The sequence below is a fragment of the Frondihabitans australicus genome, from assembly GCF_003634555.1.
GTDB classification, from domain to species: domain Bacteria; phylum Actinomycetota; class Actinomycetes; order Actinomycetales; family Microbacteriaceae; genus Frondihabitans; species Frondihabitans australicus.
Genome location: NZ_RBKS01000001.1, coordinates 1,276,311 through 1,296,208, shown reverse-complemented (window position 1 = coordinate 1,296,208; position 19,898 = coordinate 1,276,311). Strand labels below are relative to the sequence as shown.

General features: G+C 69.4%; 20 protein-coding genes. 3 read left to right on the top strand and 17 right to left on the bottom strand.

From position 1 onward, the window contains the following. Positions 1-4: 4 nt before the first annotated feature. The 4 genes from alaS to C8E83_RS05925 all read right to left on the bottom strand — a co-directional run bounded on the left by alaS (position 5) and on the right by C8E83_RS05925 (position 5,226). A complete protein-coding gene (gene alaS, locus C8E83_RS05940; RefSeq protein ID WP_121368872.1) occupies positions 5-2,665 on the bottom strand; it encodes an alanine--tRNA ligase in 2,661 nt (886 codons plus the stop codon). A gap of 59 nt (positions 2,666-2,724) precedes the next feature. Beyond that, entirely contained in the window at positions 2,725-2,937 is a 213-nt protein-coding gene (locus tag C8E83_RS05935; RefSeq protein ID WP_121368871.1) for a hypothetical protein, read from the bottom strand. A gap of 75 nt (positions 2,938-3,012) precedes the next feature. Beyond that, on the bottom strand, positions 3,013-3,642 hold the full coding sequence (rpsD, locus tag C8E83_RS05930) for a 30S ribosomal protein S4 (RefSeq protein WP_121368870.1): 630 nt from the start codon (positions 3,640-3,642) through the stop codon (positions 3,013-3,015). Between the two features lie 132 nt (positions 3,643-3,774). Next, positions 3,775-5,226, bottom strand: a complete 1,452-nt coding sequence (locus tag C8E83_RS05925) for a replication-associated recombination protein A (protein WP_121368869.1) — start codon at positions 5,224-5,226, stop codon at positions 3,775-3,777. 114 nt (positions 5,227-5,340) lie between these two features. On the opposite strand from C8E83_RS05925, the gene C8E83_RS05920 reads away from it, so the two are divergent. The 3 genes from C8E83_RS05920 to C8E83_RS05910 all read left to right on the top strand — a co-directional run bounded on the left by C8E83_RS05920 (position 5,341) and on the right by C8E83_RS05910 (position 8,234). Beyond that, positions 5,341-6,162, top strand: a complete 822-nt coding sequence (locus C8E83_RS05920) for a peptidylprolyl isomerase (protein WP_121368868.1) — start codon at positions 5,341-5,343, stop codon at positions 6,160-6,162. A gap of 110 nt (positions 6,163-6,272) precedes the next feature. Beyond that, a complete protein-coding gene (locus tag C8E83_RS05915) occupies positions 6,273-7,505 on the top strand; it encodes a DUF349 domain-containing protein (protein ID WP_121368867.1) in 1,233 nt (410 codons plus the stop codon). A gap of 117 nt (positions 7,506-7,622) precedes the next feature. Further along, the gene (locus tag C8E83_RS05910; RefSeq protein WP_121368866.1) at positions 7,623-8,234 is read left to right on the top strand and encodes a type IV toxin-antitoxin system AbiEi family antitoxin; all 612 of its coding nucleotides are present in this window, start codon (positions 7,623-7,625) and stop codon (positions 8,232-8,234) included. On the opposite strand, the gene C8E83_RS05905 is transcribed toward C8E83_RS05910, so the two are convergent. The 13 genes from C8E83_RS05905 to pdxS form a co-directional block, all read right to left on the bottom strand. After that, positions 8,212-8,637, bottom strand: a complete 426-nt coding sequence (locus C8E83_RS05905; protein WP_121368865.1) for a VOC family protein — start codon at positions 8,635-8,637, stop codon at positions 8,212-8,214. The two genes, C8E83_RS05910 and C8E83_RS05905, sit on opposite strands and share 23 nt — an antisense overlap. 63 nt (positions 8,638-8,700) lie before the next feature. Then, a complete protein-coding gene (locus C8E83_RS05900) occupies positions 8,701-9,141 on the bottom strand; it encodes a helix-turn-helix transcriptional regulator (RefSeq protein ID WP_121368864.1) in 441 nt (146 codons plus the stop codon). Between the two features lie 28 nt (positions 9,142-9,169). Beyond that, positions 9,170-11,497 carry a RelA/SpoT family protein gene (locus C8E83_RS05895; protein WP_121368863.1) on the bottom strand — a complete coding sequence of 776 codons (2,328 nt, stop codon included), beginning with the start codon at positions 11,495-11,497 and terminating at the stop codon, positions 9,170-9,172. Between the two features lie 49 nt (positions 11,498-11,546). After that, positions 11,547-11,888, bottom strand: a complete 342-nt coding sequence (locus C8E83_RS05890) for a rhodanese-like domain-containing protein (protein WP_121368862.1) — start codon at positions 11,886-11,888, stop codon at positions 11,547-11,549. After that, on the bottom strand, positions 11,885-12,883 hold the full coding sequence (gene secF, locus C8E83_RS05885; RefSeq protein ID WP_121368861.1) for a protein translocase subunit SecF: 999 nt from the start codon (positions 12,881-12,883) through the stop codon (positions 11,885-11,887). The genes C8E83_RS05890 and secF overlap by 4 nt, the downstream gene beginning before the upstream one ends. Further along, positions 12,883-14,673, bottom strand: coding sequence for a protein translocase subunit SecD (gene secD, locus C8E83_RS05880; RefSeq protein WP_121368860.1), 1,791 nt, complete (start codon positions 14,671-14,673; stop codon positions 12,883-12,885). The genes secF and secD overlap by 1 nt, the downstream gene beginning before the upstream one ends. Before the next feature lie 92 nt (positions 14,674-14,765). Then, positions 14,766-15,176 carry a preprotein translocase subunit YajC gene (locus C8E83_RS05875; protein WP_121368859.1) on the bottom strand — a complete coding sequence of 137 codons (411 nt, stop codon included), beginning with the start codon at positions 15,174-15,176 and terminating at the stop codon, positions 14,766-14,768. A gap of 77 nt (positions 15,177-15,253) precedes the next feature. Then, positions 15,254-16,273, bottom strand: a complete 1,020-nt coding sequence (ruvB, locus tag C8E83_RS05870; protein ID WP_121368858.1) for a Holliday junction branch migration DNA helicase RuvB — start codon at positions 16,271-16,273, stop codon at positions 15,254-15,256. Continuing rightward, a complete protein-coding gene (gene ruvA / locus C8E83_RS05865) occupies positions 16,273-16,869 on the bottom strand; it encodes a Holliday junction branch migration protein RuvA (RefSeq protein WP_121368857.1) in 597 nt (198 codons plus the stop codon). Before ruvA ends, ruvB begins: the two co-directional genes overlap by 1 nt. Next, positions 16,866-17,444 carry a crossover junction endodeoxyribonuclease RuvC gene (gene ruvC / locus C8E83_RS05860; protein ID WP_121368856.1) on the bottom strand — a complete coding sequence of 193 codons (579 nt, stop codon included), beginning with the start codon at positions 17,442-17,444 and terminating at the stop codon, positions 16,866-16,868. Before ruvC ends, ruvA begins: the two co-directional genes overlap by 4 nt. Before the next feature lie 27 nt (positions 17,445-17,471). Further along, complete coding sequence (locus C8E83_RS05855; protein ID WP_121368855.1) at positions 17,472-18,236, bottom strand: YebC/PmpR family DNA-binding transcriptional regulator; 765 nt, start codon at positions 18,234-18,236, stop codon at positions 17,472-17,474. 63 nt (positions 18,237-18,299) lie between these two features. Beyond that, positions 18,300-18,902 (bottom strand): pyridoxal 5'-phosphate synthase glutaminase subunit PdxT, encoded by a 603-nt coding sequence (gene pdxT, locus C8E83_RS05850; protein ID WP_121368854.1) that lies wholly within the window; start codon positions 18,900-18,902, stop codon positions 18,300-18,302. Positions 18,903-18,913: 11 nt separating this feature from the next. Beyond that, entirely contained in the window at positions 18,914-19,837 is a 924-nt protein-coding gene (pdxS, locus tag C8E83_RS05845) for a pyridoxal 5'-phosphate synthase lyase subunit PdxS (RefSeq protein ID WP_121368853.1), read from the bottom strand. Between the last annotated feature and the right edge of the window lie 61 nt (positions 19,838-19,898).

Here is a 19,898-nt window from a genome sequence, read left to right as displayed (position 1 = left end):
TGCCTCAGCCGCGGACGGCGTCGACGATGGCCGACAGTGCCGCGGGGATCGCCGCGAGGTCGGAGCCGCCGCCCTGCGCCAGGTCGTCCTTGCCGCCGCCACCGCCGCCGAGGATGCCGGCCGCCGTGCGCGCGAGGGCGCCCGCCATTGCTCCTGCATCTCTGGCGCCCTGGGTGGTAGCGACGATCACGGCGGGCTTGCCCTGCACGTCGGCGGCCAGCGCCACGAGCGACGCCGAGCCCTGCCCGAGACGCTCACGCACGCTCATGACGAGGCTGCGGAGGTCGTCGGTCGACTTCACCTGGCCGATGGCCTCGGCCACGACGGTGAGCGCGCCGACGGGCGCCGCTTTCTCGACGAGCGAGGGCACGCGCGTCTGCAGCGCCGCCGCCTCGAACTCGGCGATGCGCTTCTCGGCCACCTTCAGCTGCGTCGACAGGTCGGCGATGCGGTCGGGCAGCTGCTCCCGCGGCGTCTTGAGCGACGACGTGAGCTGGTTGATGAGGGCGCGCTCGGTCGCGAAGTCGCGGAACGCGTCGACGCCGACCAGCGACTCGACGCGGCGGTTCGTCGAGCCGATCGAGGACTCCCCCACCAGGTTGATGAGACCGATCTGCGACGAGTGCGACACGTGGGTGCCGGCGCACAGCTCGCGCGACCAGGGGCCGCCGATGTCGACCATGCGCACCTCGTCGCCGTACTTCTCGCCGAACAGCGCCATCGCGCCCGCAGCGCGCGCCTCGTCGAGCGGCAGGATCCGCGTGGTCACCTCGAGGTCGTCGCGGATCTTGGCGTTCGCGATGTCCTCGATCTCGGTGCGCGTGTCGAGCGACAGCGGGTTCGACCAGTTGAAGTCGAGACGCATGTAGCCCGCTTTGTTGTACGAGCCGGCCTGGTGCGCCTCCGGGCCGAGCACCTGGCGGAGCGCCGCGTGGATCAGGTGCGTCGCCGAGTGCGCCTGCGTCGCGCCGCGTCGGTAGGTCGGGTCGACCACGCTGGTCGCCTCGTCGCCCACGCCGACCTCGCCCGAGCGCACCTGCACGCGGTGGCTGATGAGGCCCTTGACCGGCTTCTGGACGTCGAGCACCTCGAGGTCGAAGCCTCGGCCGACGATCGAGCCCTCGTCGGCGTCCTGGCCGCCGGACTCGGCGTAGAGCGACGTCTCGGCGAGGATCACCTCGGCGATGTCGCCCGCGACCGCGCGGTCGACGGACTGGCCGTCCTTGATGATGCCGAGGATCCGCGACTCCGTGTTGAGGAAGTCGTAGCCGGTGAAGACCGTCTCGCCCTGCGCGCGGAACGCCGAGTACACGCTGAGGTCGGCCAGCGCGGTCTTCCGCGACTTCGCGTCGGCCTTCGCGCGTGCGCGCTGCTCGCTCATGAGGCGGTCGAACGCGGTGCGGTCGACCGTGAGGCCCGCCTCCTCGGCGATCTCGAGGGTGAGGTCGATCGGGAACCCGAACGTGTCGTGGAGCAGGAACGCGGTCTCGCCCTTGAGCTCCTGCTTCGAAGCCGTCTTCGTCTCGTCCACCGCTGTGTCGAGGATCGTCGTGCCCGCCGCGAGCGTGCGCAGGAAGGTCTCCTCCTCCGCCAGCGCGAGCCGCGAAATGCGGTCGTACTCCGTCTCGACCTCGGGGTACGACGCCTTCATCGCGTCGCGCGACGCCGCGAACAGGTCGGCGAACGTCGGCCCCTCGACGCCCAGCAGGCGCATGGAGCGGATAGAGCGACGCAGGAGCCGGCGCAGAATGTAGCCCCGGCCCTCGTTCGACGGCGCGACCCCGTCGCTCATCAGCATGAGCGACGAGCGCACGTGGTCGGCGATCACGCGCATGCGGACGTCGTCGTCGTGGTTCGCGCCGTAGGTCTTGCCCGAGAGGACGGCCGCGCGGTCCAGGACGGGACGGACCTCGTCGATCTCGTACATGTTGTCGACGCCCTGCTTGAGGAACGCGACGCGCTCGAGGCCCATGCCGGTGTCGATGTTCTTGTTCGGCAGCTCGCGGACGATGTCGAAGTCGACCTTCGAGGTGACGTTGTCGATCTGGTACTGCATGAACACGAGGTTCCAGATCTCGACGTAGCGGTCGTCGTCGGTGGCGGGGCCGCCGTCGACGCCGTACGCGGGTCCGCGGTCGAAGAAGATCTCGGAGCACGGGCCGGCGGGGCCGGCCTGCCCGGTCGACCAGTAATTGGTGTCCTTGTCGAGGCGCTGGATGCGCTCGTCGGGCAGGCCCGCGATGCGCTTCCAGAGGGCGATCGCCTCGTCGTCGTCCTTGTAGACGGTGACCCAGAGGTCCTCCGGGCGGAAGCCGAGGCCGCCGCCGTCCTCGGGCGTGGTCAGGAGCTCCCAGGCGTAGGTGATCGCCTGCTCCTTGAAGTAGTCGCCGAACGAGAAGTTGCCGTTCATCTGGAAGAACGTGCCGTGGCGCGGCGTCTTCCCGACCTCCTCGATGTCGTTCGTACGGATGCACTTCTGCACGCTGGTCGCGCGCGGATACGGCGCGGGGATCAGCCCGGTCATGTACGGGATGAACGGCACCATCCCGGCGACGACGAAGAGGAGGCTCGGGTCGTCCGAGACGAGCGGCGCCGACGGCACGACGGTGTGGCCGCGGTCGCCGAAGTACTTGAGCCAGCGGTTGCGGATTTCTGCGGTCTGCATGGTGGTCTTTCGGTTCGAAGTGAAGAGGAGGGCGGAGGCGGCCGAGCCCGGCGCAGACCCTAGGCCTGGTCGCGGAGCTCGGCCTCGCGGGCTCGGTAGCCGTCGACCACGGCGGCGCGGAACTGGCCGAGACGGCTGTCGAGACCGGTGAAGAACTCCTGGCCCGCGGGCGTCTGGTTCACGCGGTGGGCGACGTAGAAGCCCAGCGCTGTGCCGATGGCGAGCACGAAGAGGTATTTCACGAGCGAGGTCTCCTTCGAAACGAACTGCATCTGAGCCTACCGGGACGACGAAGGGAGCAGACCCACGTGAGTGGGCTGCTCCCTTCGGTGCGGTGCCGGCTGAGGCTAGCGGGCCGCGTAGTACTCGACGACCAGCTGGACCTCGCAGGTCACGGGGACCTCGGCGCGCTTCGGGCGACGCACGAGCTTCGCCTGCAGCTTGTCGATCTCGACCTCGAGGTAGCCGGGGACCTTGGGGAGCACGTCGAGGTGACCACCGGCGGCGGCGACCTGGAAGGGCTCCATCGACTCCGACTTCGGCTTGACGTGGATCATCTGGCCGGGCTTCACGCGGAAGGAGGGGCGGTCGACGAGCTTGCCGTCGACGAGGATGTGACGGTGCACGACCATCTGGCGGGCCTGCGCCGTGGTGCGGGCGAAACCGGCGCGAAGCACGAGGGCGTCGAGACGCTCCTCGAGGAGCTCGACCAGGTTCTCACCGGTCAGGCCCTTGGCCTTGCGGGCCTCTTCGAAGACGATGCGGAGCTGGGCCTCGCGGATGCCGTACTGGGCGCGCAGACGCTGCTTCTCGCGGAGACGAACGGCGTAGTCGCTGTCGGTGCGGCGCTTGGTGCGGCCGTGCTCGCCGGGGGCGTAGGGGCGCTTCTCGAGGTAGCGCGCCGCCTTCGGGGTGAGGGCGATGCCGAGCGCGCGCGAGAGGCGCGTCTTCGACCGGGTGCGGGACTTGGTGGACATGGTGATTCCTATCGATCTTGTCGGAAAGTGGAACGTCTGCCAGGCGCGCGAGCGCCGACAGGCATAACAAGAGGGGTTCGTCGCCGGCTAAAGGCAACCATGCAAGCTTACACGACGGGCGCAGGATCGGGGTCACTCGCCTCGAGTGATGTTTCTGAGCCTCTCGAGACGCGGCCCGACCTCCCGCTCGTGCCCGTTGTTCGTCGGGTCGTAATAGGTCGTGCCGAGAAGTGTGTCGGGCAGATACTGCTGCTCGACGACGCCGAACTCGCCGTCGTGGGCGTACCTGTAGCCCTTGCCGTGGCCGAGCCGCTTGGCACCCGGGTAGTGGGCGTCGCGCAGGTGGATCGGCACGCGGCCGGCCTTGCCCGCGCGGACGTCGGCGATCGCCTGGTCGATGCCGAGGTAGGAGCGGTTCGACTTGGGCGCCGTCGCGAGGTAGACGACCGCCTCGGCCAGCGGGATGCGCCCCTCCGGCATGCCGATCATCTGCACCGCGTCGGCCGCGGCCACGGCGATGACGAGCGCCTGCGGGTCGGCCATGCCGATGTCCTCGGAGGCGGAGACGATGATGCGGCGCGCGATGAACCGGGGGTCCTCCCCCGCCTCGATCATGCGCGCGAGGTAGTGCAGCGCGGCGTCGACGTCGCTGCCGCGCACCGACTTGATGAAGGCGGAGATGACGTCGTAGTGCTCGTCGCCGTTGCGGTCGTAGCGGAGCAGGGCCCGGTCGACGGACTGGGCGACGAGCTCGGCCGTGATGACCGGCTGGCCCACTGGCTCCTGCGGCCCGGCATCGTCGTCGTCGGGCTCGTCGTCTGGGTCGGAGTCGGGGTCGTCGGCGGGGTCGGCCGCGCGCGGGGCCTCGTCGGCGGCGGCCATGGCCCACGCCGACTGGGCCGACGCCTCGAGGGCCGTGAGCGCGCGACGGGCGTCGCCCGAGGCGAGGCGCACGATCACGTCGAGCGCCTCGTCGTCGATCTCGACGGTGTCGGCGAGGCCGCGGGGATCGTGGACGGCGCGTTCGACGAGCGAGCGGAGGTCGGCGTCGGTGAGCTGCTCGAGCGTGAGCAGGAGCGAGCGCGAGAGAAGGGGGGTGATCACCGAGAAGGAGGGATTCTCGGTCGTCGCGGCGATGAGGATCACCCAGCCGTTCTCGACGCCGGGCAGAAGGGCGTCCTGCTGGGCCTTGGTGAAGCGGTGGATCTCGTCGAGGAAGAGCACGGTGGTGGTGCCGTAGAGGTCGCGGTTCGACAGCGCCTTCTCCATGACGAGACGGACGTCTTTCACGCCCGCGGTGACCGCTGAGAGCTCGACGAACTGCCGCCCCGAGCTGTGCGCGATCGCCTGCGCCAGAGTCGTCTTGCCGGTGCCCGGAGGCCCCCAGAGGATCACCGACACCGCGCCGGACTCGCCCGTCGAGTCGGAGGCGAGCTGAACCAGCGGCGAACCGGGTCGGAGCAGGTGCTTCTGGCCGGCGACCTCGTCGAGGCTGGTCGGCCGCATGCGCACGGCGAGTGGCGTCGAGCTCGCGATGGGGCCTCGACGCACCGCGGAACGGCCCGCCGCCGCCTCTGTGCTCATGGGAAGTCATGGTAGACCGGACCACCGACAGCGCCGGGCCGGGCGGGGGCTGACGAAGCCGCCTGAGCGCGTCCGCTAGGGTTCTGCGAGAACCCAGACCACTGTGGAGGATCAGTGACCCCGAGCAAGAACCAGGACCGCGAGGCGCGCGATCGGCTCCGCAGGTACACCGCTCGGCAGAAGGTCCACACCTCGCAGGTCCGGCGACGTCTCCGGGACAACGTCGGCGCGATCGTCGCCATCGTCGTGATCGGCGCCCTCGGCACGGCCTCGCAGATCGTTCACACGCAGGGCACCGCCCACTCGACTCCCGCGTCGTCCAGCGCCAGCGCATCGGCCTCGCCGACCGCCACGGCGACACCGACCGCGACCGCCGGCTCGAACACCGGCGACGTGCCGTCGAAGACGATCGCGAAGGGCCGCACCTGGACCGGCTCGCTCACATTGAACAAGGACGTCACGCTCGACATCTCGCTCGACGGCAAGGCGGCGCCGCAGGCCGCGAGCGTCATGATCGACCTGATCCAGAAGAAGTTCTTCGACGGCACGTCCTGCTGGCGCATGTCGAACGCCTCGAGCGCCAAGTTCTTCCAGTGCGGCGCGCCGAAGTCCGACGGCACCGGCGACGACGGCTTCCAGTTCGGACCGCTCGAGAACGTGCCCTCGTCGAACGAGTACAAGACCGGCGTCATCGCCATGGCGCGCTCGTCCTCGCAGTACTCGCAGGCGACGCAGTTCTTCATCGTCTACGGCGACACGTTCCTCGACGGATCCACCGGCGGCTACACCGTGGTCGGCAAGGTCACGAGCGGCCTGTCGTCGCTCGAGAAGAACATCACCTCGAAGGGCCTCACGCCCTTCTCGTCCGACCCGTCGGACACGACGACGGGATCGCCGAAGGTGAAGACGACGATCACGGGCGCCAGCATCAAGTAGCGGCGCTGGCCGGGCAGAAACGCAATTCTCAGGCATGCAATAGGCTGTCGATACCCATCGCGAGGGGCGACTGTGCTCTCGCGCGACGAGAACACGTGCAAGGTGGAATTGTGGCTCAAGACGATCAGGCGCCCTGGGGCCGAGTCGACGAAGACGGGACCGTCTACGTCCGCGAGGCCGCGGGTGAGCGCGAGGTCGGGCAGTACCCCGACGCGACGCCCGACGAGGCTCTCGCCTACTACGAGCGGAAGTACACCGAGCTCGCCGGCCAGGTGACGCTCCTCGAGCAGCGGGTGAAGCGTGGCGCGTCGGCGACGGACGTGGCCAAGGCCGTCGCCCACCTGCGCGACTCGCTGGTCGAGCCCAGCGCGGTCGGCGACCTCGAGTCTCTGCGTACCCGCGTCGGCGCCCTCGACACCACCGTGGTCGAGCTCACGCAGCAGCAGACCGCCGAGGCGCACGAGGCCGTCGCCGGCGCCATCGAGTACCGCACCTCGCTCGTCGTCGAGGCCGAGGCCCTGGCTGCGCAGGATCCCGCGCGGGTCCAGTGGAAGCAGGTCACCGCGGCGATCGACGACATCTTCGCCCGCTGGCAGAAGCACCAGCAGGAGGGGCCGCGGATCCCCAAGGGCGAGGGCAACGAGCTGTGGAAGCGCTTCCGTGCGGCCCGCTCCACCATCGACACCCACCGGAAGGCGTTCTACGCCGAGCTCGACGCCGTCCACCGCGACGCCCGCGCCCGCAAGCAGGCCCTCGTCGAGGAGGCCGAGGCGCTCGCTCCGAAGGGCGCCGACGGCATCCCCACCTACCGTTCGCTGCTCGACGCCTGGAAGCGCGCGGGTCGCGCCGGCAAGAAGTACGATGACGCCCTGTGGGCCCGCTTCAAGGCCGCCGGCGACGTGCTGTACAACGCCAAGAGCGCCATCGTCGCGCAAGATGAAGCCGAGTACGCCGACAATCTCGTGGCGAAGAACGCCCTGCTCGACGAGGCTGCGCCGATCCTGCAGCTGACCGATCGCCAGGCCGCCCGCGACGCCCTCATCTCGGTGCAGCAGCGGTTCGACGAGATCGGTCGCGTGCCCCGCGACCAGGTCCGCGCCGTCGAAGACCGCCTGCGCGCCATCGAGAACCACGTTCGCACGCTCGACGACGAGTACTGGCAGAAGAACAACCCCGAGCGCAAGGCTCGCTCCGAGGGCCTGGCCGGGCAGCTGCAGAGCGCCATCGCGAAGCTCGAGATCGAGCTCGCCGACGCCCAGGCCTCCGGCGACAAGCGCGCCATCAAAGACGCACAGGAGGCACTGGACGCCCGTCGCATCTGGCTGGACGCCCTCGGCTCCTAGCCCCTCTCGTCACGGCGAAGGCCGGTCGCTCCTCCCCAGGGGCGGCCGGCCTTCCGCGTTCTCCACAGATTATCCAGACGGGTCGCAGGAGCAGCGGGACACCGCCACGCTGGACACATGGCTCCGCATCCGACCCCCGCTCGCTCCCCCGTTCGCTCGCCCGTCGACTCCTCGACGCGCTCCTCCGCCCTCCTCACCTCGGCCGACCTGCCGTGGCCGGAGCTGCAGGCCGCTGCCCTCGACGGCGACGTGTTCCGCATCGACCGTGCGTTCTGCTCGATCGCCGAGTTCGACGTGCCCTGGCGCCGGGCCACGGCCCTCGCCGACCTGTGCGGGCGGGAGTTCGTCGTCGCCGGCCGATCGGCGGCCTGGGTGTGGGGCGCTCTCGCTCAGGCGCCGGGCACGCACGAGGGGTTCGGCGAGACGCGGCGTGGCCTGCACGATGTGCCGACCGGGCTGTTCGTCCGCGCCGTCGATCCGCCGGAAGACGACCTCGTCGACTTCGGGCCCGTGCGGGTGACCGCGCCGGCGCGGACCATCGTCGATCTCGTGCGGTTCGACCTCGACGAGGGCGCGACGGCCGAGATCGTCGCGTTCCTCATCGCGGAGCACCGGGTCGACCGCGCGACGTGCGATGCGATCCTCGCGCGCGGCCGTACCCTGCCGCACCGAAGGCGTGCGAGGTCGCGACTGGCCCAGATGTGGGTCAGGCCGTCTGAACCTGGTTGATGCGGATCGTGTTGCCCGACGGATCGCGGAAGGCGCAGTCGCGCGGGCCCCAGGGCTGATCGATGGGCTCCTGCAGGACCTCGGCGCCGGCGGCGCGGCCGCGCTCGAAGGCGGCGTCGACGTCGTCGCTGGTGAAGACGAGGATCGGGAGGGTGCCCTTCGCGAGGAGCTCCTGCATGGCGTCGCCGTCGGCCTGCGAGCGGCCGGCGTGCGGCTGCGAGAGGACGAGGGCGGCGCCCGGCGATCCCGCGCCCGGTGCCTGGGGAGAACTGAGGGTGACCCAGCGGAACTCGCCCGACGAGACGTCCTGGCTGACCTCGTAGCCGAGAGCGTCGCGATAGAACGCGATCGCCTCGTCGACGTCGTTGACGGTGACCTGGCAGTACTGGAGTGAGATGCTCATGGCCTCGACACTACGGCCGGGTGTCGGCGGTGCGCTTCTCGGATCCTGCTCGCCTGATCGCCGTCAGGAGGACGCCTGAAGCGGCGCTGCCGCCGCACCGACCGCGCCGAGGTAGGGCGGCCTCGTCAGCTGCATGGCGATGCAGCCCGGCATGGCCTCGACGGCGTCGTGGTCGCGGGCGCGGTACGCGCTCGGGGTCTCGCCGGTGATCTGCGTGAAGCGCGAGGAGAACGACCCGAGCGACGTGCTGCCGACCGCGAAGCAGGCGTCGGTGACCGACATGCCGCCGCGGAGGAGCGCCATCGCGCGCTCGATGCGGCGGGTCATGAGGTAGCCGTACGGGGTCTCGCCGTAGGCGTCGCGAAACACGCGCGAGAAGTGCGCGGTCGACATGAACGCCTCGGCCGCCATGGTCGGCACGTCGAGCGGCTTGGCGTACTCGCGGTCGATGAGGTCGCGGGCACGCCGCACCGCCACGAGCTTCTCGAGGTCGTCGTCGCGCATGGTCGTTGCCTGGCGGGCCGCCGCCGGATCAGCCGCCGCTGACGCGGTAGACGTCGTACACGGCGTCGATGCGGCGCACCGCGTTGAGGACGCGGTCGAGGTGGGTCGTGTCGCCCATCTCGAACACGAACCGACTGAGTGCCAGGCGCTCGGACGACGTCGACACCGTCGCCGACAGGATGTTGACGTGGTGCTCGGACAGCACGCGGGTGACGTCGGAGAGCAGGCCCGACCGATCGAGCGCTTCGATCTGGATCTGCACGAGGAAGACGCTCTTCGACGAGGGAGCCCACGAGACGTCGATCATCCGCTCGGGCTCGGCCATGAGGCCCTGCACGTTGTGGCACGACGCCTGGTGCACGCTGACGCCCTGACCGCGGGTGATGAAGCCGACGATCTGGTCGCCCGGCACAGGGGTGCAGCACTTCGCGAGCTTGACGAGGATGTCGGGCGCTCCGCGCACGAGGACCCCGGAGTCGCTGTTGCGCAGCGGCCGCGGGCGGCCCTTCGACGGGAACTCGAGGTCGAGGTCGGTGTCGTCGTCGGTCTGCTCCTGCACGGCGGCGAGGATCTTCTCGATGACCGACTGGGTCGAGATGTGGCCCTCGCCGACGGCCGCGTACAGGGCCGTGAGGTCGTCGTACCGCATGGCGGCGGCGACCTCGGCGATGGAGTCCTGGCTCATCAGCTTCTGCAGCGGGAGGTTCTGCTTGCGCATGGCGCGCGCAATCGCATCCTTGCCCTGCTCGACGGCCTCGTCGCGGCGCTCCTTGGTGAACCACTGCTTGATCTTGTTCCGGGCGCGCGGGCTCTTGACGAAGGTCAGCCAGTCCTGGCTGGGGCCGGAGTCGGGGTTCTTCGACGTGAACACCTCGACGACGTCGCCGGAGGTGAGCGTCGACTCCAGCGGCACGAGACGGCCGTTGACCTTTGCGCCCATGGTGCGGTGCCCGACCTCGGTGTGGACGGCGTAGGCGAAGTCGACGGGCGTCGCGCCGGAGGGCAGGCCGATCACCTTGCCCTGCGGCGTGAAGACGTAGACCTCCTTCGCGCCGATCTCGAAGCGGAGGCTGTCGAGGAACTCGCTCGGGTCGGCCGTCTCGGCCTGCCAGTCGGAGATGTGCGCGAGCCACGCCATGTCGGTCTCGGTCTTGGGGTCGGTGGCGCTGTCTTTGCCGCCGTTCATCCGCTGCTTGTACTTCCAGTGCGCGGCGACGCCGAACTCGGCGCGCTGGTGCATCTCGTGCGTGCGGATCTGGATCTCGACCGGGCGCCCCTTGGGGCCGATCACGGTCGTGTGCAGCGACTGGTAGAGGTTGAACTTCGGAGTCGCGATGTAGTCCTTGAAGCGGCCCGGGATCGGGTTCCAGCGAGCGTGGATCGAGCCGAGCACCGCGTAGCAGTCGCGCAGGCTGTTCACGAGGACGCGGATGCCCACGAGGTCGTAGATCTCGTCGAACTCGCGACCCCGCACGATCATCTTCTGGTAGATCGAGTAGTACTGCTTGGGTCGGCCGACGACGTCTCCGCGGATCTTCGCCGCCTTCAGATCGCTCTTCACGGCGTTGATGACGTTCTGCACGAACTGCTCGCGCTGCGGCGTGCGCTGCTTCACGAGGCTGTCGATCTCGACGTACAGCTTCGGGTGCAGCACGGCGAAGCTGAGGTCTTCGAGCTCCCACTTGATGGTCTGGATGCCGAGGCGGTGCGCGAGAGGCGCGTAGATCTCGAGGGTCTCGGTGGCCTTGCGGGTGGCCGAGGCCGACTCGACGAAGCCCCAGGTGCGAGCGTTGTGTAGGCGGTCGGCGAGCTTGATGACGAGCACGCGGATGTCTTTCGACATCGCCACGACCATCTTGCGGACCGTCTCGGCCTGGGCCGAGTCGCCGTACTTCAGCTTGTCGAGCTTGGTGACGCCGTCGACGAGCATGGCGATCTCGTCGCCGAAGTCAGCCCGGAGCATGGACAGCGAGTAGTCGGTGTCCTCGACGGTGTCGTGCAGGAGCGCGGCGGCGATGGTGATCGGCCCGATGCCGAGATCGGCCAGGATCTGCGCGACCGCGACCGGGTGCGTGATGTACGGCTCGCCGCTCTTGCGGAGCTGGCCGGAATGCGCTCGCTCGGCCGTCGCGTAGGCCCGGTCGATGATCGACAGGTCGACCTTCGGGTGGTGCATGCGCACCGTCTTGATGAGGCGATCGACGGCACCCGCCGGCTGGCTGCGCGAGAAGAGTCGCGGTAGCAGGGTGCGGAGGGAGGCCGAGGACTGACCGCCGTTCTGGCCCTGCGGCGACGAAGCCGGGCTGGGGACGCCGGCGGGCGCAGCGGAGTCGGAGGTGGTGATCTCAGTCGTCATCAGCGCCCGCTCTCGTCTCGAGGTCGAGATACCAGGATACTCGCCGCGCTCAGCCGACCCGCGGCTCTGCGCCGTTCTCGCTCGTCAGTTCGCCCTGAGCGTCAGCCCACGCGACCATGCCGCCGAGGACGTCGACGGCGTCGAATCCGGCGTTCCGCAGCGCGGCCGTGACCTGCGCCGAGCGACCGCCGATGTGGCAGACGACGAGCACCTCGGAATCCTGCGGGATCTCCTCGACGCGCGCCGACAGCTGGGACATCGGCAGCAGGTGGGCTGCCGGGGCGTGCCCGGCGTCCCACTCGTGCTGCTCTCTCACGTCGAGGAGGTAGGCGCCCGCCTCGACCTCGGCGACGGCCTCGGCGGCCGTGACTGCGGCGCGCTCGGCGCTCACGAGGCGACCGCCGCGGCAGCCTTCTCGGCGTCGAGGCGCTTCTTCTCGTCGGACTTCTTGATCCCGGCCTCGGTGCCGCGGATCTGCGCGTAGACGGGTGCCGCGATGAAGATCGTGGAGTACGTGCCGACCAGGATGCCGATGAACAGCGACAGCGCGATGTCGCGGAGCGTCCCGGCACCGAGGAGCAGCGAGCCGATGAAGAGGATCGAGGCGACGGGCAGGAGCGCGACGACCGACGTGTTGATGGAGCGCACGAGGGTCTGATTGACGGCGAGGTTGACCGACTGGCCGAAGGTCCGCAGCGAGCCGCCGCGATCCTCGGCCGTGTTCTCGCGGATCTTATCGAACACCACGACGGTGTCGTAGAGCGAGTAGCCGAGGATCGTGAGGAAGCCGATCACGGCCGCCGGGGAGACCTGGACGCCCAACACCCCGTAGACGCCTGCGGTGATGACGAGGTCGTGGATCAGCGAGATCATGGCGGCCGCCGCCATCTTCCAGGTCCGGAAGTAGAAGGTCATGAAGATCGCGGCCAGGATCAGGAAGACCACGAGACCGCGGATCGCCTGCCCGGTGATGTCACCGCCCCAGGTCGCGCCGATGAACGACGTCGCCACCTTGCTGTCGGAGACGTGGTACGCGTCGGCGAGCTTCTGGCCGAGCGCGTCGGTCTGCTTCGTGGTCAGGTTGTTCGCCTGGATGCGGACAGTGTTGCCGCCGACGACCGAGACCAGAGGCACGGACTTCGGGTCGAACGCCTGGACCGTGTTCGTGGCGATGGACTCGTCGGGGTTCTTGAGACCCGAGATCTGGTACTCGGAGCCGCCCGTGAAGTCGATGCTGAACTGGAATCCGCCGCGAACGATCGGCACGATCACCGCGATCGCGATCATCACCGCGGCGATGATGTACCAGGTGCGGCGACGCCCGACGATGTCGTACGAGCGCTTTCCGGTGTAGAGATCGTTGCCGAAGGTCGAGAAGCTGGCCATCAGGCGTCCTTTCCGGGCTTCGTGGTGGCGCGGGTGTCGTCGTCGGTGGTGGTGCCGCCGTTCCTGGCGGCGGCTGCCTCCGCCGCCCGTCGCTCGGCGATGGTCTGCCGGGTCGCGGCCTCCTTGCCGCCGCCGCGCTTGCGGCCCGCGGTCTCGCCGGGGGCGCGGAACTGTGCACGGCCGCGGTAGACGGCACCGAGGGCGTCGGGGTCGAGACCCGAGAAGCGGTGGCCGCCGCCGAAGAACTCGGTGCGGGCCAGGAGACGGAGCATCGGGTGCGTGAACAGCGTCACGACCACGACGTCGATGAGGGTCGTCAGCAGCAGGGTGAGGGCGAAGCCCTTCACGCTGCCGATGGCCAGGATGTAGAGGGTCGCCGCTGCGAGGAAGTTCACCGAGTCGGACGCCAGGATCGTGCGGATGGCGCGGGTCCAGCCGGCCTCGACGGCGGACTCGAGGGCCCTGCCGTCGCGCAGTTCGTCTCGTATTCGCTCGAAGTACACGATGAACGAGTCGGCCGTGATGCCGATCGCCACGATCAGACCGGCGACACCCGCCAGCGACAGGCGGTAGCCGTCGTGCCAGGAGAGGAAGTCGATGACCAGGTACGTGATCGCGGCCGAGATCGCCAGCGAGAGGACGGTGACGAAGGCCAGGGCGCGGTACTGGAAGATCGAGTAGAGCACGACCAGGATCAGGCCGATCAGGCCGGCGATGAGGCCGGCGAGGAGCGACGTCGAGCCGAGCGTGGCCGAGATGACCTCGTTGCTCTGCACCGTGAAGCTGATCGGGAGCGCACCGAACTTGAGCTGGTCGGCGAGGGTCTTCGACGAGGTCGCGTCGAACGAGCCGGTGATCTGGGCCTTGCCGTCGGTGATCGCCGAGTTCGTGGTCGGTGCGGTGATGACCTCGCCGTCGAGCACGATCGCGAACTGGTTCAGCGGTGCCGTCAGCGAGACGAGGCGGCTGGTGACGGCCTTGAAGTCGGCGGTGCCCTGCTTGTTGAACGTGATGTTGACGGCGTACTGGCCGGTGCTGTTGCCCTGCGAGTTGGTCGCGATGCCGCTGGTGGCGTCGCTGATCGTAGAACCCTGCACCTCGACCGGGCCGAGGATGTACTTCGCCGTGCCGTCCTGCGAGCAGGTCACGAGCGGCTTGCTGTCGGAGGCGTTGGTGACGTCGTCGGGCGCGTCGCAGTTGTAGTTCGAGTACAGAGCCGCGAGACGGGCGGTGATGTAGCTGGTGTCGCTGCCGTTGGTCGGCTTGGCCGTGTAGGTGTTCGGGATGCTCGCGGGCGGCGAGTACGGCGTCGGGCTCGAGGTGACCTTGCCGGCCTTGTCCTTCCCGACCGCGGTGTTCGTCGCGGTGCCCGTGTAGAGGACGGGGCGGAAGGTCAGGCGCGCGGCGGACTCGATGCGCTGGAGTGTCGCGGCGTCCGGCTTGCCCGGGATCGACACGACGATGTTGTTCTTACCCTGCGTGTTGATCTCTGCCTCGGACACGCCGGACGCGTCGATGCGCTGCCGGATGATCGATACGGCCTGGGTCAGCTGGTCAGACGACACCGTCTTCCCGCTCTGCAGCTGTGCCGCGAGAGTGATCTGGGTGCCGCCCTGGAGGTCCAGCGCCAGCTCGGGCACGAAGCTCGCGCTCGACCACCAGCCCGCCGTGCTGTTCGTGGTCTTGTGGATGATGGTCGCGGCGCCGTTGAGAGCGGCGATCGCGGCGATGATGACCAGCAACCAGGTCAGGGATCGAAGGGCCTTCTTCGCGGGCGTCGATCGTGCCACGGAGGAACTCAGCTTTCTCAGGCGGTGGCGGGCGCGCGGCGCCGCGTCACCGGGTGGGGATCCGGCAGGTCAGCAGGATCGCGTCGGGCGGGTCAGGCGTCGGGCTTGTCGGCGTCTCGGGTGGTCGGGGTGGTGTCGACCCGCTCGCCGAAGTCGGGCTCGGTGGCGGAGATCGCGTGGTCCTCGTTGAGGGAGTACGTCGGCTCCGTCGAGGAGGTCGTCGTCGCCTCGTCGTCGGCGGGCACTGGCTCGACCACGCGGCCCAGGGTCTGCTTGTGCACCTTGATGACGGTGCCGGGCGCGATCTCGACCTCGGCGATGTTCTCGTCGTCGTGGATGTCGACGATCGTGCCGTAGAGGCCGAACGTCAGCATGACCGGCGTGCCGGCCACCATCTTCTTCTGCAGCGCTTCCTGCTGCTGCTTCTTGCGCCGGCTCGAGCGGAACTGGAACAGGACGAAGACCAGCAGGAGGACGAAAAGGATGATGTACGTGTAATTCATGGGGGAACTGTGCCTTCGGTGGAGGTGTGTCGCGAGAAATCAGCCGCGACCGCTGAGAAGTCTCCGGAGATTATAGGTCATGCGTCGAACAGGCCATCTGTGTGCCGGGTCATCCCGAAGTGCTGCCAGGCCTCCGGGGTGGCGATCCGGCCGCGCGGCGTGCGCGTGACGAGTCCGACCCTCACGAGGAACGGCTCGACGACCGATTCGATGGTGTCCGCCTCCTCTCCGACCGAGACGGCGAGGGTCGAGAGCCCGACGGGCCCGCCCCCGAAGCGCTTCAGGATCGTCTCGACGACGGCGCGGTCGAGGCGGTCGAGGCCCAGGCTGTCGACGTCGTACAGGTCGAGCGCGGCTCGCACGGTCTCGAGATCGGCGGGCTTGCCGTGCACGAGGGCGTAGTCGCGCACGCGGCGGAGGAGGCGGTTGGCGATGCGCGGGGTCCCGCGGCAGCGCCCGGCGATCTCGGCCAGGGCCTCTCGGTCGATGTCGATGTCGAGGAGGGAGGCGGCTCGCCGGAGCACTTCCTCGAGCTCCTGCTCGTCGTAGAACTCGAGGTGCGCCGTGAAGCCGAAGCGGTCGCGCAGGGGGTTCGGGAGGAGGCCGGAGCGCGTCGTGGCGCCGACGAGCGTGAACGGGGCCAGTTCGAGGGGGATGCTCGTGGCGCCGGCGCCCTTGCCGACCATGATGTCGATCCGGAAGTCCTCCATCGCCAGGTAGAGCATCTCTTCGGCGGAGCGCGCCATGCGGTGGATCTCGTCGATGAAGAGCACCTCGCCGGGCACGAGCGACGACAGCACGGCGGCGAGGTCGCCGGCGTGCTGGATCGCGGGGCCCGACGACATGCGCAGGGGACGATTGCCCTCGTGGGCGACGATCATGGCCAGGGTCGTCTTGCCGAGGCCGGGAGGGCCGGCGAGCAGCACGTGGTCGGGCGTGCGGCCCTGCAGCGCTGCGGCGCGCAGCAGCAGCTCGAGCTGGCCGCGCACCTTCGTCTGGCCGACGAACTCGGTGAGCGACTTCGGGCGGAGCGCGCCCTCGAAGGCGAGTTCGGCGTCGTCCTCGGGGTCGGGCCTGGTGATATCGTCGTCGGCCATCAGCGCTGCGGCCCGAGACGGGTGAGGGCGGCTCGCAGGAGCGCGGGAACCGCCGTCGTGACCGACGTGTCGCCGTCTTCCAGCACCTCGTCGATCGCCTTCTGCGCGTCGCGCTCGGACCAGCCGAGGCCGCTCAGCGCGACGAGGACGTCGGCGGCGGTGGTCGACGCGGCGGTCACGGTCGGCGCCTGGATCCGGATGTCGAGCTTGCCCGCCAGCTGCACGGTGATGAGCTTCGCGGTCTTCGGGCCGATGCCGGAGACGCGGCGGAAGGCGGCGTCGTCCTCGGCAGCGACGGCGGTGGCGACCTGGGCGGGCGTCAGGTGACCGAGCACGCCGAGCGCCGACTTCGGGCCGACGCCGGTGACGCCGCGCAGGAGGTCGAACACCTCGAGCTCGTCGAGCGAGACGAAGCCGAACAGCGACATGTCGTCTTCGCGGACGATCATCGCCGTGTGCAGGTGCGCGGTCGACCCGACGGCGAGCGTGAGGGCGAGCTGGGGTGTCACCGACACGCGGTAGCCCACTCCCCCGACCTCGACGACGACCGTCGACCCCGACGCGTGCGCGACTGTTCCGCGAAGGCTGGCGATCATCCCCCCAGCCTAGGAGTGCGCACCGACTTCTCTGCGTCGCGCCACGCACGCTGGGCGGGGGTCAGGCCGTGGGCAGGAGCCGAGGCGGCCGGCTGCGAGTCCCGGCGCCACGCGTGGCAGATGGCCAGTGCGAGAGCGTCCGCTGCGTCGGCCGGCTTCGGGATCTCGTCGAGGCCGAGCAGGCGTGCGACCATCGTGCCGACCTGCTTCTTGTCGGCGGAGCCGTAGCCCGTGACCGCGGCCTTCACCTCGGACGGCGTGTGCAGCGCGACCGGGATGTCGCGCTCGGCGGCGGCTCGGAGGGCCAGGCCGGACACCTGGGCGGTGCCCATCACCGTGCGCACGTTGTTCTGCGCGAAGACACGCTCGATCGCCATGGCGTCGGGCCGGAACTCGTCGACGAGCGCCTCGATCCCCCGCGCGATGGTGAGCAGTCGTCGTTCCAGCGGAGCGTCGGCGGCCGACCGGATCGTGTGGACGGAGACCAGCGACGGCCGCCGTGTCGTGTCGACCTCGATGATGCCGACGCCGCAGCGCGTAAGGCCGGGGTCGACGCCGAGAACCCGGAGGGTCATCGGGTTCGACCGCCGGCCGTCACGCGGCTACTCGTCGTCTTTGTCGAGCTCGGCCTGGACCTCGGCCGACACGTCGATGTTCGAGTAGACGTTCTGCACGTCGTCGTCGTCGTCGAGCGCGTCGATGAGGCGGAACACCTTGCGGGCGGTGTCGGCGTCGGCCTCGACCTTGAGGCCGGGGACGAACTCGACGTCGGCGGCCTCGTAGTCGATGCCGGCCTCCTGGAGCGCCGTGCGCGCGGGCACCAGGTCGCCCGGCTCGGTCTGGATCTCGAAGCCCGCGCCCTGGTCGACCACGTCTTCGGCACCGGCGTCGAGCACCGCGGTCATGACGTCGTCCTCGGTGAGGCCGTCGGTCTTGAGGACCGTGATGACGCCCTTGCGGCTGAAGTTGTAGGCGACGCTGCCCGGGTCGGCCATGGTGCCGCCGTTGCGGGTCATGACCGTGCGGACGTTCGCCGCCGCGCGGTTCTTGTTGTCGGTGAGGCACTCGATCATGAGCGCGATGCCGTTGGCGGCGTAGCCCTCGTAGATGATCGTCTGGTAGTCGATCGACTCGCCCGTGAGACCGGCGCCGCGCTTGATGGCGCGGTCGATGTTGTCGTTGGGGACGGAGGTCTTCTTGGCCTTCTGGACGGCGTCGACCAGGGTGGGGTTGCCCGAGAGATCGGCGCCGCCGATCTTCGCGGCGACCTCGATGTTCTTGATGAGCTTCGCGAACGACTTCGCACGGCGCTGGTCGATGACCGCCTTCTTGTGCTTGGTCGTTGCCCACTTGGAATGCCCGGACACGGTGCTCCTGTCGCTTGGTGCTGCTGATGGTGCAAAAGTCTCGACCAGTGTAGCCGCGCGCGCTCAGGCCAGGCGCGCACGCACGCGGTCGAGGAAGAGCTGGTGGAACCGCCAGTCGTTCGTCATCTCGGGGTGGAACGACGTGCCGAGGAGGTTGCCCTGCTCGACGGCGACAACGCGGCCGTCGCTCACGGCGCCGAGCGGCGTCGCCGCCGGCCCGACCTCCTCGACCACGGGCGCGCGGATGAACACCGCGTGCACGGGGTCGCCGTCGAGGGCCGGGAACGCGATGTCCTCTTCGAAGGAGTCGCGCTGCGACCCGAAGGCGTTCCGCCGCACGGCGACGTCGAGACCGCCGAGGGTCTGCTGGTCGGCCATGCCGTCGAGGATCCGGTCGGCGAGCATGATGAGGCCGGCGCAGGTGCCGTAGACCGGCAGCCCGGCGGCGATCGCCGCCTTCAGCGGACCGGCGAGCCCGAACGAGCGCGACAGCTTGTCCATGACGCTGGATTCGCCGCCGGGGATGATGAGCCCGTCGACACTCGCGAGCTCCTGCTCACGCCGGACGGTGACGGCCTCGGCGCCGAGCGAGCTCATGACGTGCAGGTGCTCGCGGAAGTCGCCCTGGAGCGCCAGGACGCCGATGCGAGGGGTGGTGTCGCTCACCGCGTGCGCGACTACCAGCCGCGCTCGGCGAGGCGGTGCGGCGCGGGGACGTCAGCCACGTTGATGCCGACCATCGCCTCGCCCAGGCCGCGCGACGACTCAGCGACGACCTTGGGGTCGTCGAAGAACGTGGTCGCCTTGACGATGGCCGCGGCGCGGGCCACGGGGTCGCCCGACTTGAAGATGCCCGAGCCGACGAAGACGCCGTCGGCGCCGAGCTGCATCATCAGAGCGGCATCGGCAGGAGTCGCCACACCGCCGGCCGTGAAGAGCACGACGGGCAGCTTCCCGGTCTGCGCGACCTCGCGCACCGTCTCGAACGGCGCCTGGAGCTCTTTGGCGGCGACGTAGAGCTCGTCCTCCTTGAGACCGCGGAGCGCCGCGATCTCCTTCGTGATGGTGCGGATGTGCTTGGTCGCCTCGGAGACGTCGCCGGTGCCGGCCTCGCCCTTCGAGCGGATCATCGCCGCGCCCTCGGTGATGCGGCGGAGCGCCTCGCCCAGGTTGGTCGCGCCGCAGACGAAGGGCACGGTGAACTTCCACTTGTCGATGTGGTTGACGTAGTCGGCGGGGCTCAGCACCTCGGACTCGTCGATGTAGTCGACGCCGAGCGTCTCGAGCACCTGCGCCTCGACGAAGTGGCCGATGCGGGCCTTCGCCATGACCGGGATGTTCACGGCCTTGATGATCTCGTCGATCATGTCGGGGTCGGACATGCGGGCCACGCCGCCCTGTGCCCGGATGTCGGCGGGCACGCGCTCGAGCGCCATGACAGCGGTGGCGCCGGCGTCTTCCGCGATGCGCGCCTGCTCGACGTTGACGACGTCCATGATGACGCCGCCCTTGAGCATGTCGGCCAAGCCGCGCTTCACGAGGGACGAGCCAGTAGCGGGCGCTGCAAGGGAGGAACCGATGGTGGGAGTGCTGTCGCTCATGGTGCTCTAGCTTACGGGTTCGCCGAGCGCGTGACCCTCCGAGCCGACGCGGGCGGTCGGT

Excerpts from the sequence above, each read along its gene's own strand:
- alaS (WP_121368872.1), bottom strand. The coding sequence starts at position 2,665 with ATGCAGACCGCAGAAATCCGCAACCGCTGGCTCAAGTACTTCGGCGAC.
- C8E83_RS05935 (WP_121368871.1), bottom strand. The coding sequence starts at position 2,937 with ATGCAGTTCGTTTCGAAGGAGACCTCGCTCGTGAAATACCTCTTCGTG.
- rpsD (WP_121368870.1), bottom strand. The coding sequence starts at position 3,642 with ATGTCCACCAAGTCCCGCACCCGGTCGAAGACGCGCCTCTCGCGCGCG.
- C8E83_RS05925 (WP_121368869.1), bottom strand. The coding sequence starts at position 5,226 with ATGAGCACAGAGGCGGCGGCGGGCCGTTCCGCGGTGCGTCGAGGCCCC.
- C8E83_RS05910 (WP_121368866.1), top strand. The coding sequence starts at position 7,623 with ATGGCTCCGCATCCGACCCCCGCTCGCTCCCCCGTTCGCTCGCCCGTC.
- C8E83_RS05905 (WP_121368865.1), bottom strand. The coding sequence starts at position 8,637 with ATGAGCATCTCACTCCAGTACTGCCAGGTCACCGTCAACGACGTCGAC.
- C8E83_RS05900 (WP_121368864.1), bottom strand. The coding sequence starts at position 9,141 with ATGCGCGACGACGACCTCGAGAAGCTCGTGGCGGTGCGGCGTGCCCGC.
- C8E83_RS05895 (WP_121368863.1), bottom strand. The coding sequence starts at position 11,497 with ATGACGACTGAGATCACCACCTCCGACTCCGCTGCGCCCGCCGGCGTC.
- secF (WP_121368861.1), bottom strand. The coding sequence starts at position 12,883 with ATGGCCAGCTTCTCGACCTTCGGCAACGATCTCTACACCGGAAAGCGC.
- C8E83_RS05875 (WP_121368859.1), bottom strand. The coding sequence starts at position 15,176 with ATGAATTACACGTACATCATCCTTTTCGTCCTCCTGCTGGTCTTCGTC.
- ruvB (WP_121368858.1), bottom strand. The coding sequence starts at position 16,273 with ATGGCCGACGACGATATCACCAGGCCCGACCCCGAGGACGACGCCGAA.
- ruvA (WP_121368857.1), bottom strand. The coding sequence starts at position 16,869 with ATGATCGCCAGCCTTCGCGGAACAGTCGCGCACGCGTCGGGGTCGACG.
- ruvC (WP_121368856.1), bottom strand. The coding sequence starts at position 17,444 with ATGACCCTCCGGGTTCTCGGCGTCGACCCCGGCCTTACGCGCTGCGGC.
- pdxS (WP_121368853.1), bottom strand. The coding sequence starts at position 19,837 with ATGAGCGACAGCACTCCCACCATCGGTTCCTCCCTTGCAGCGCCCGCT.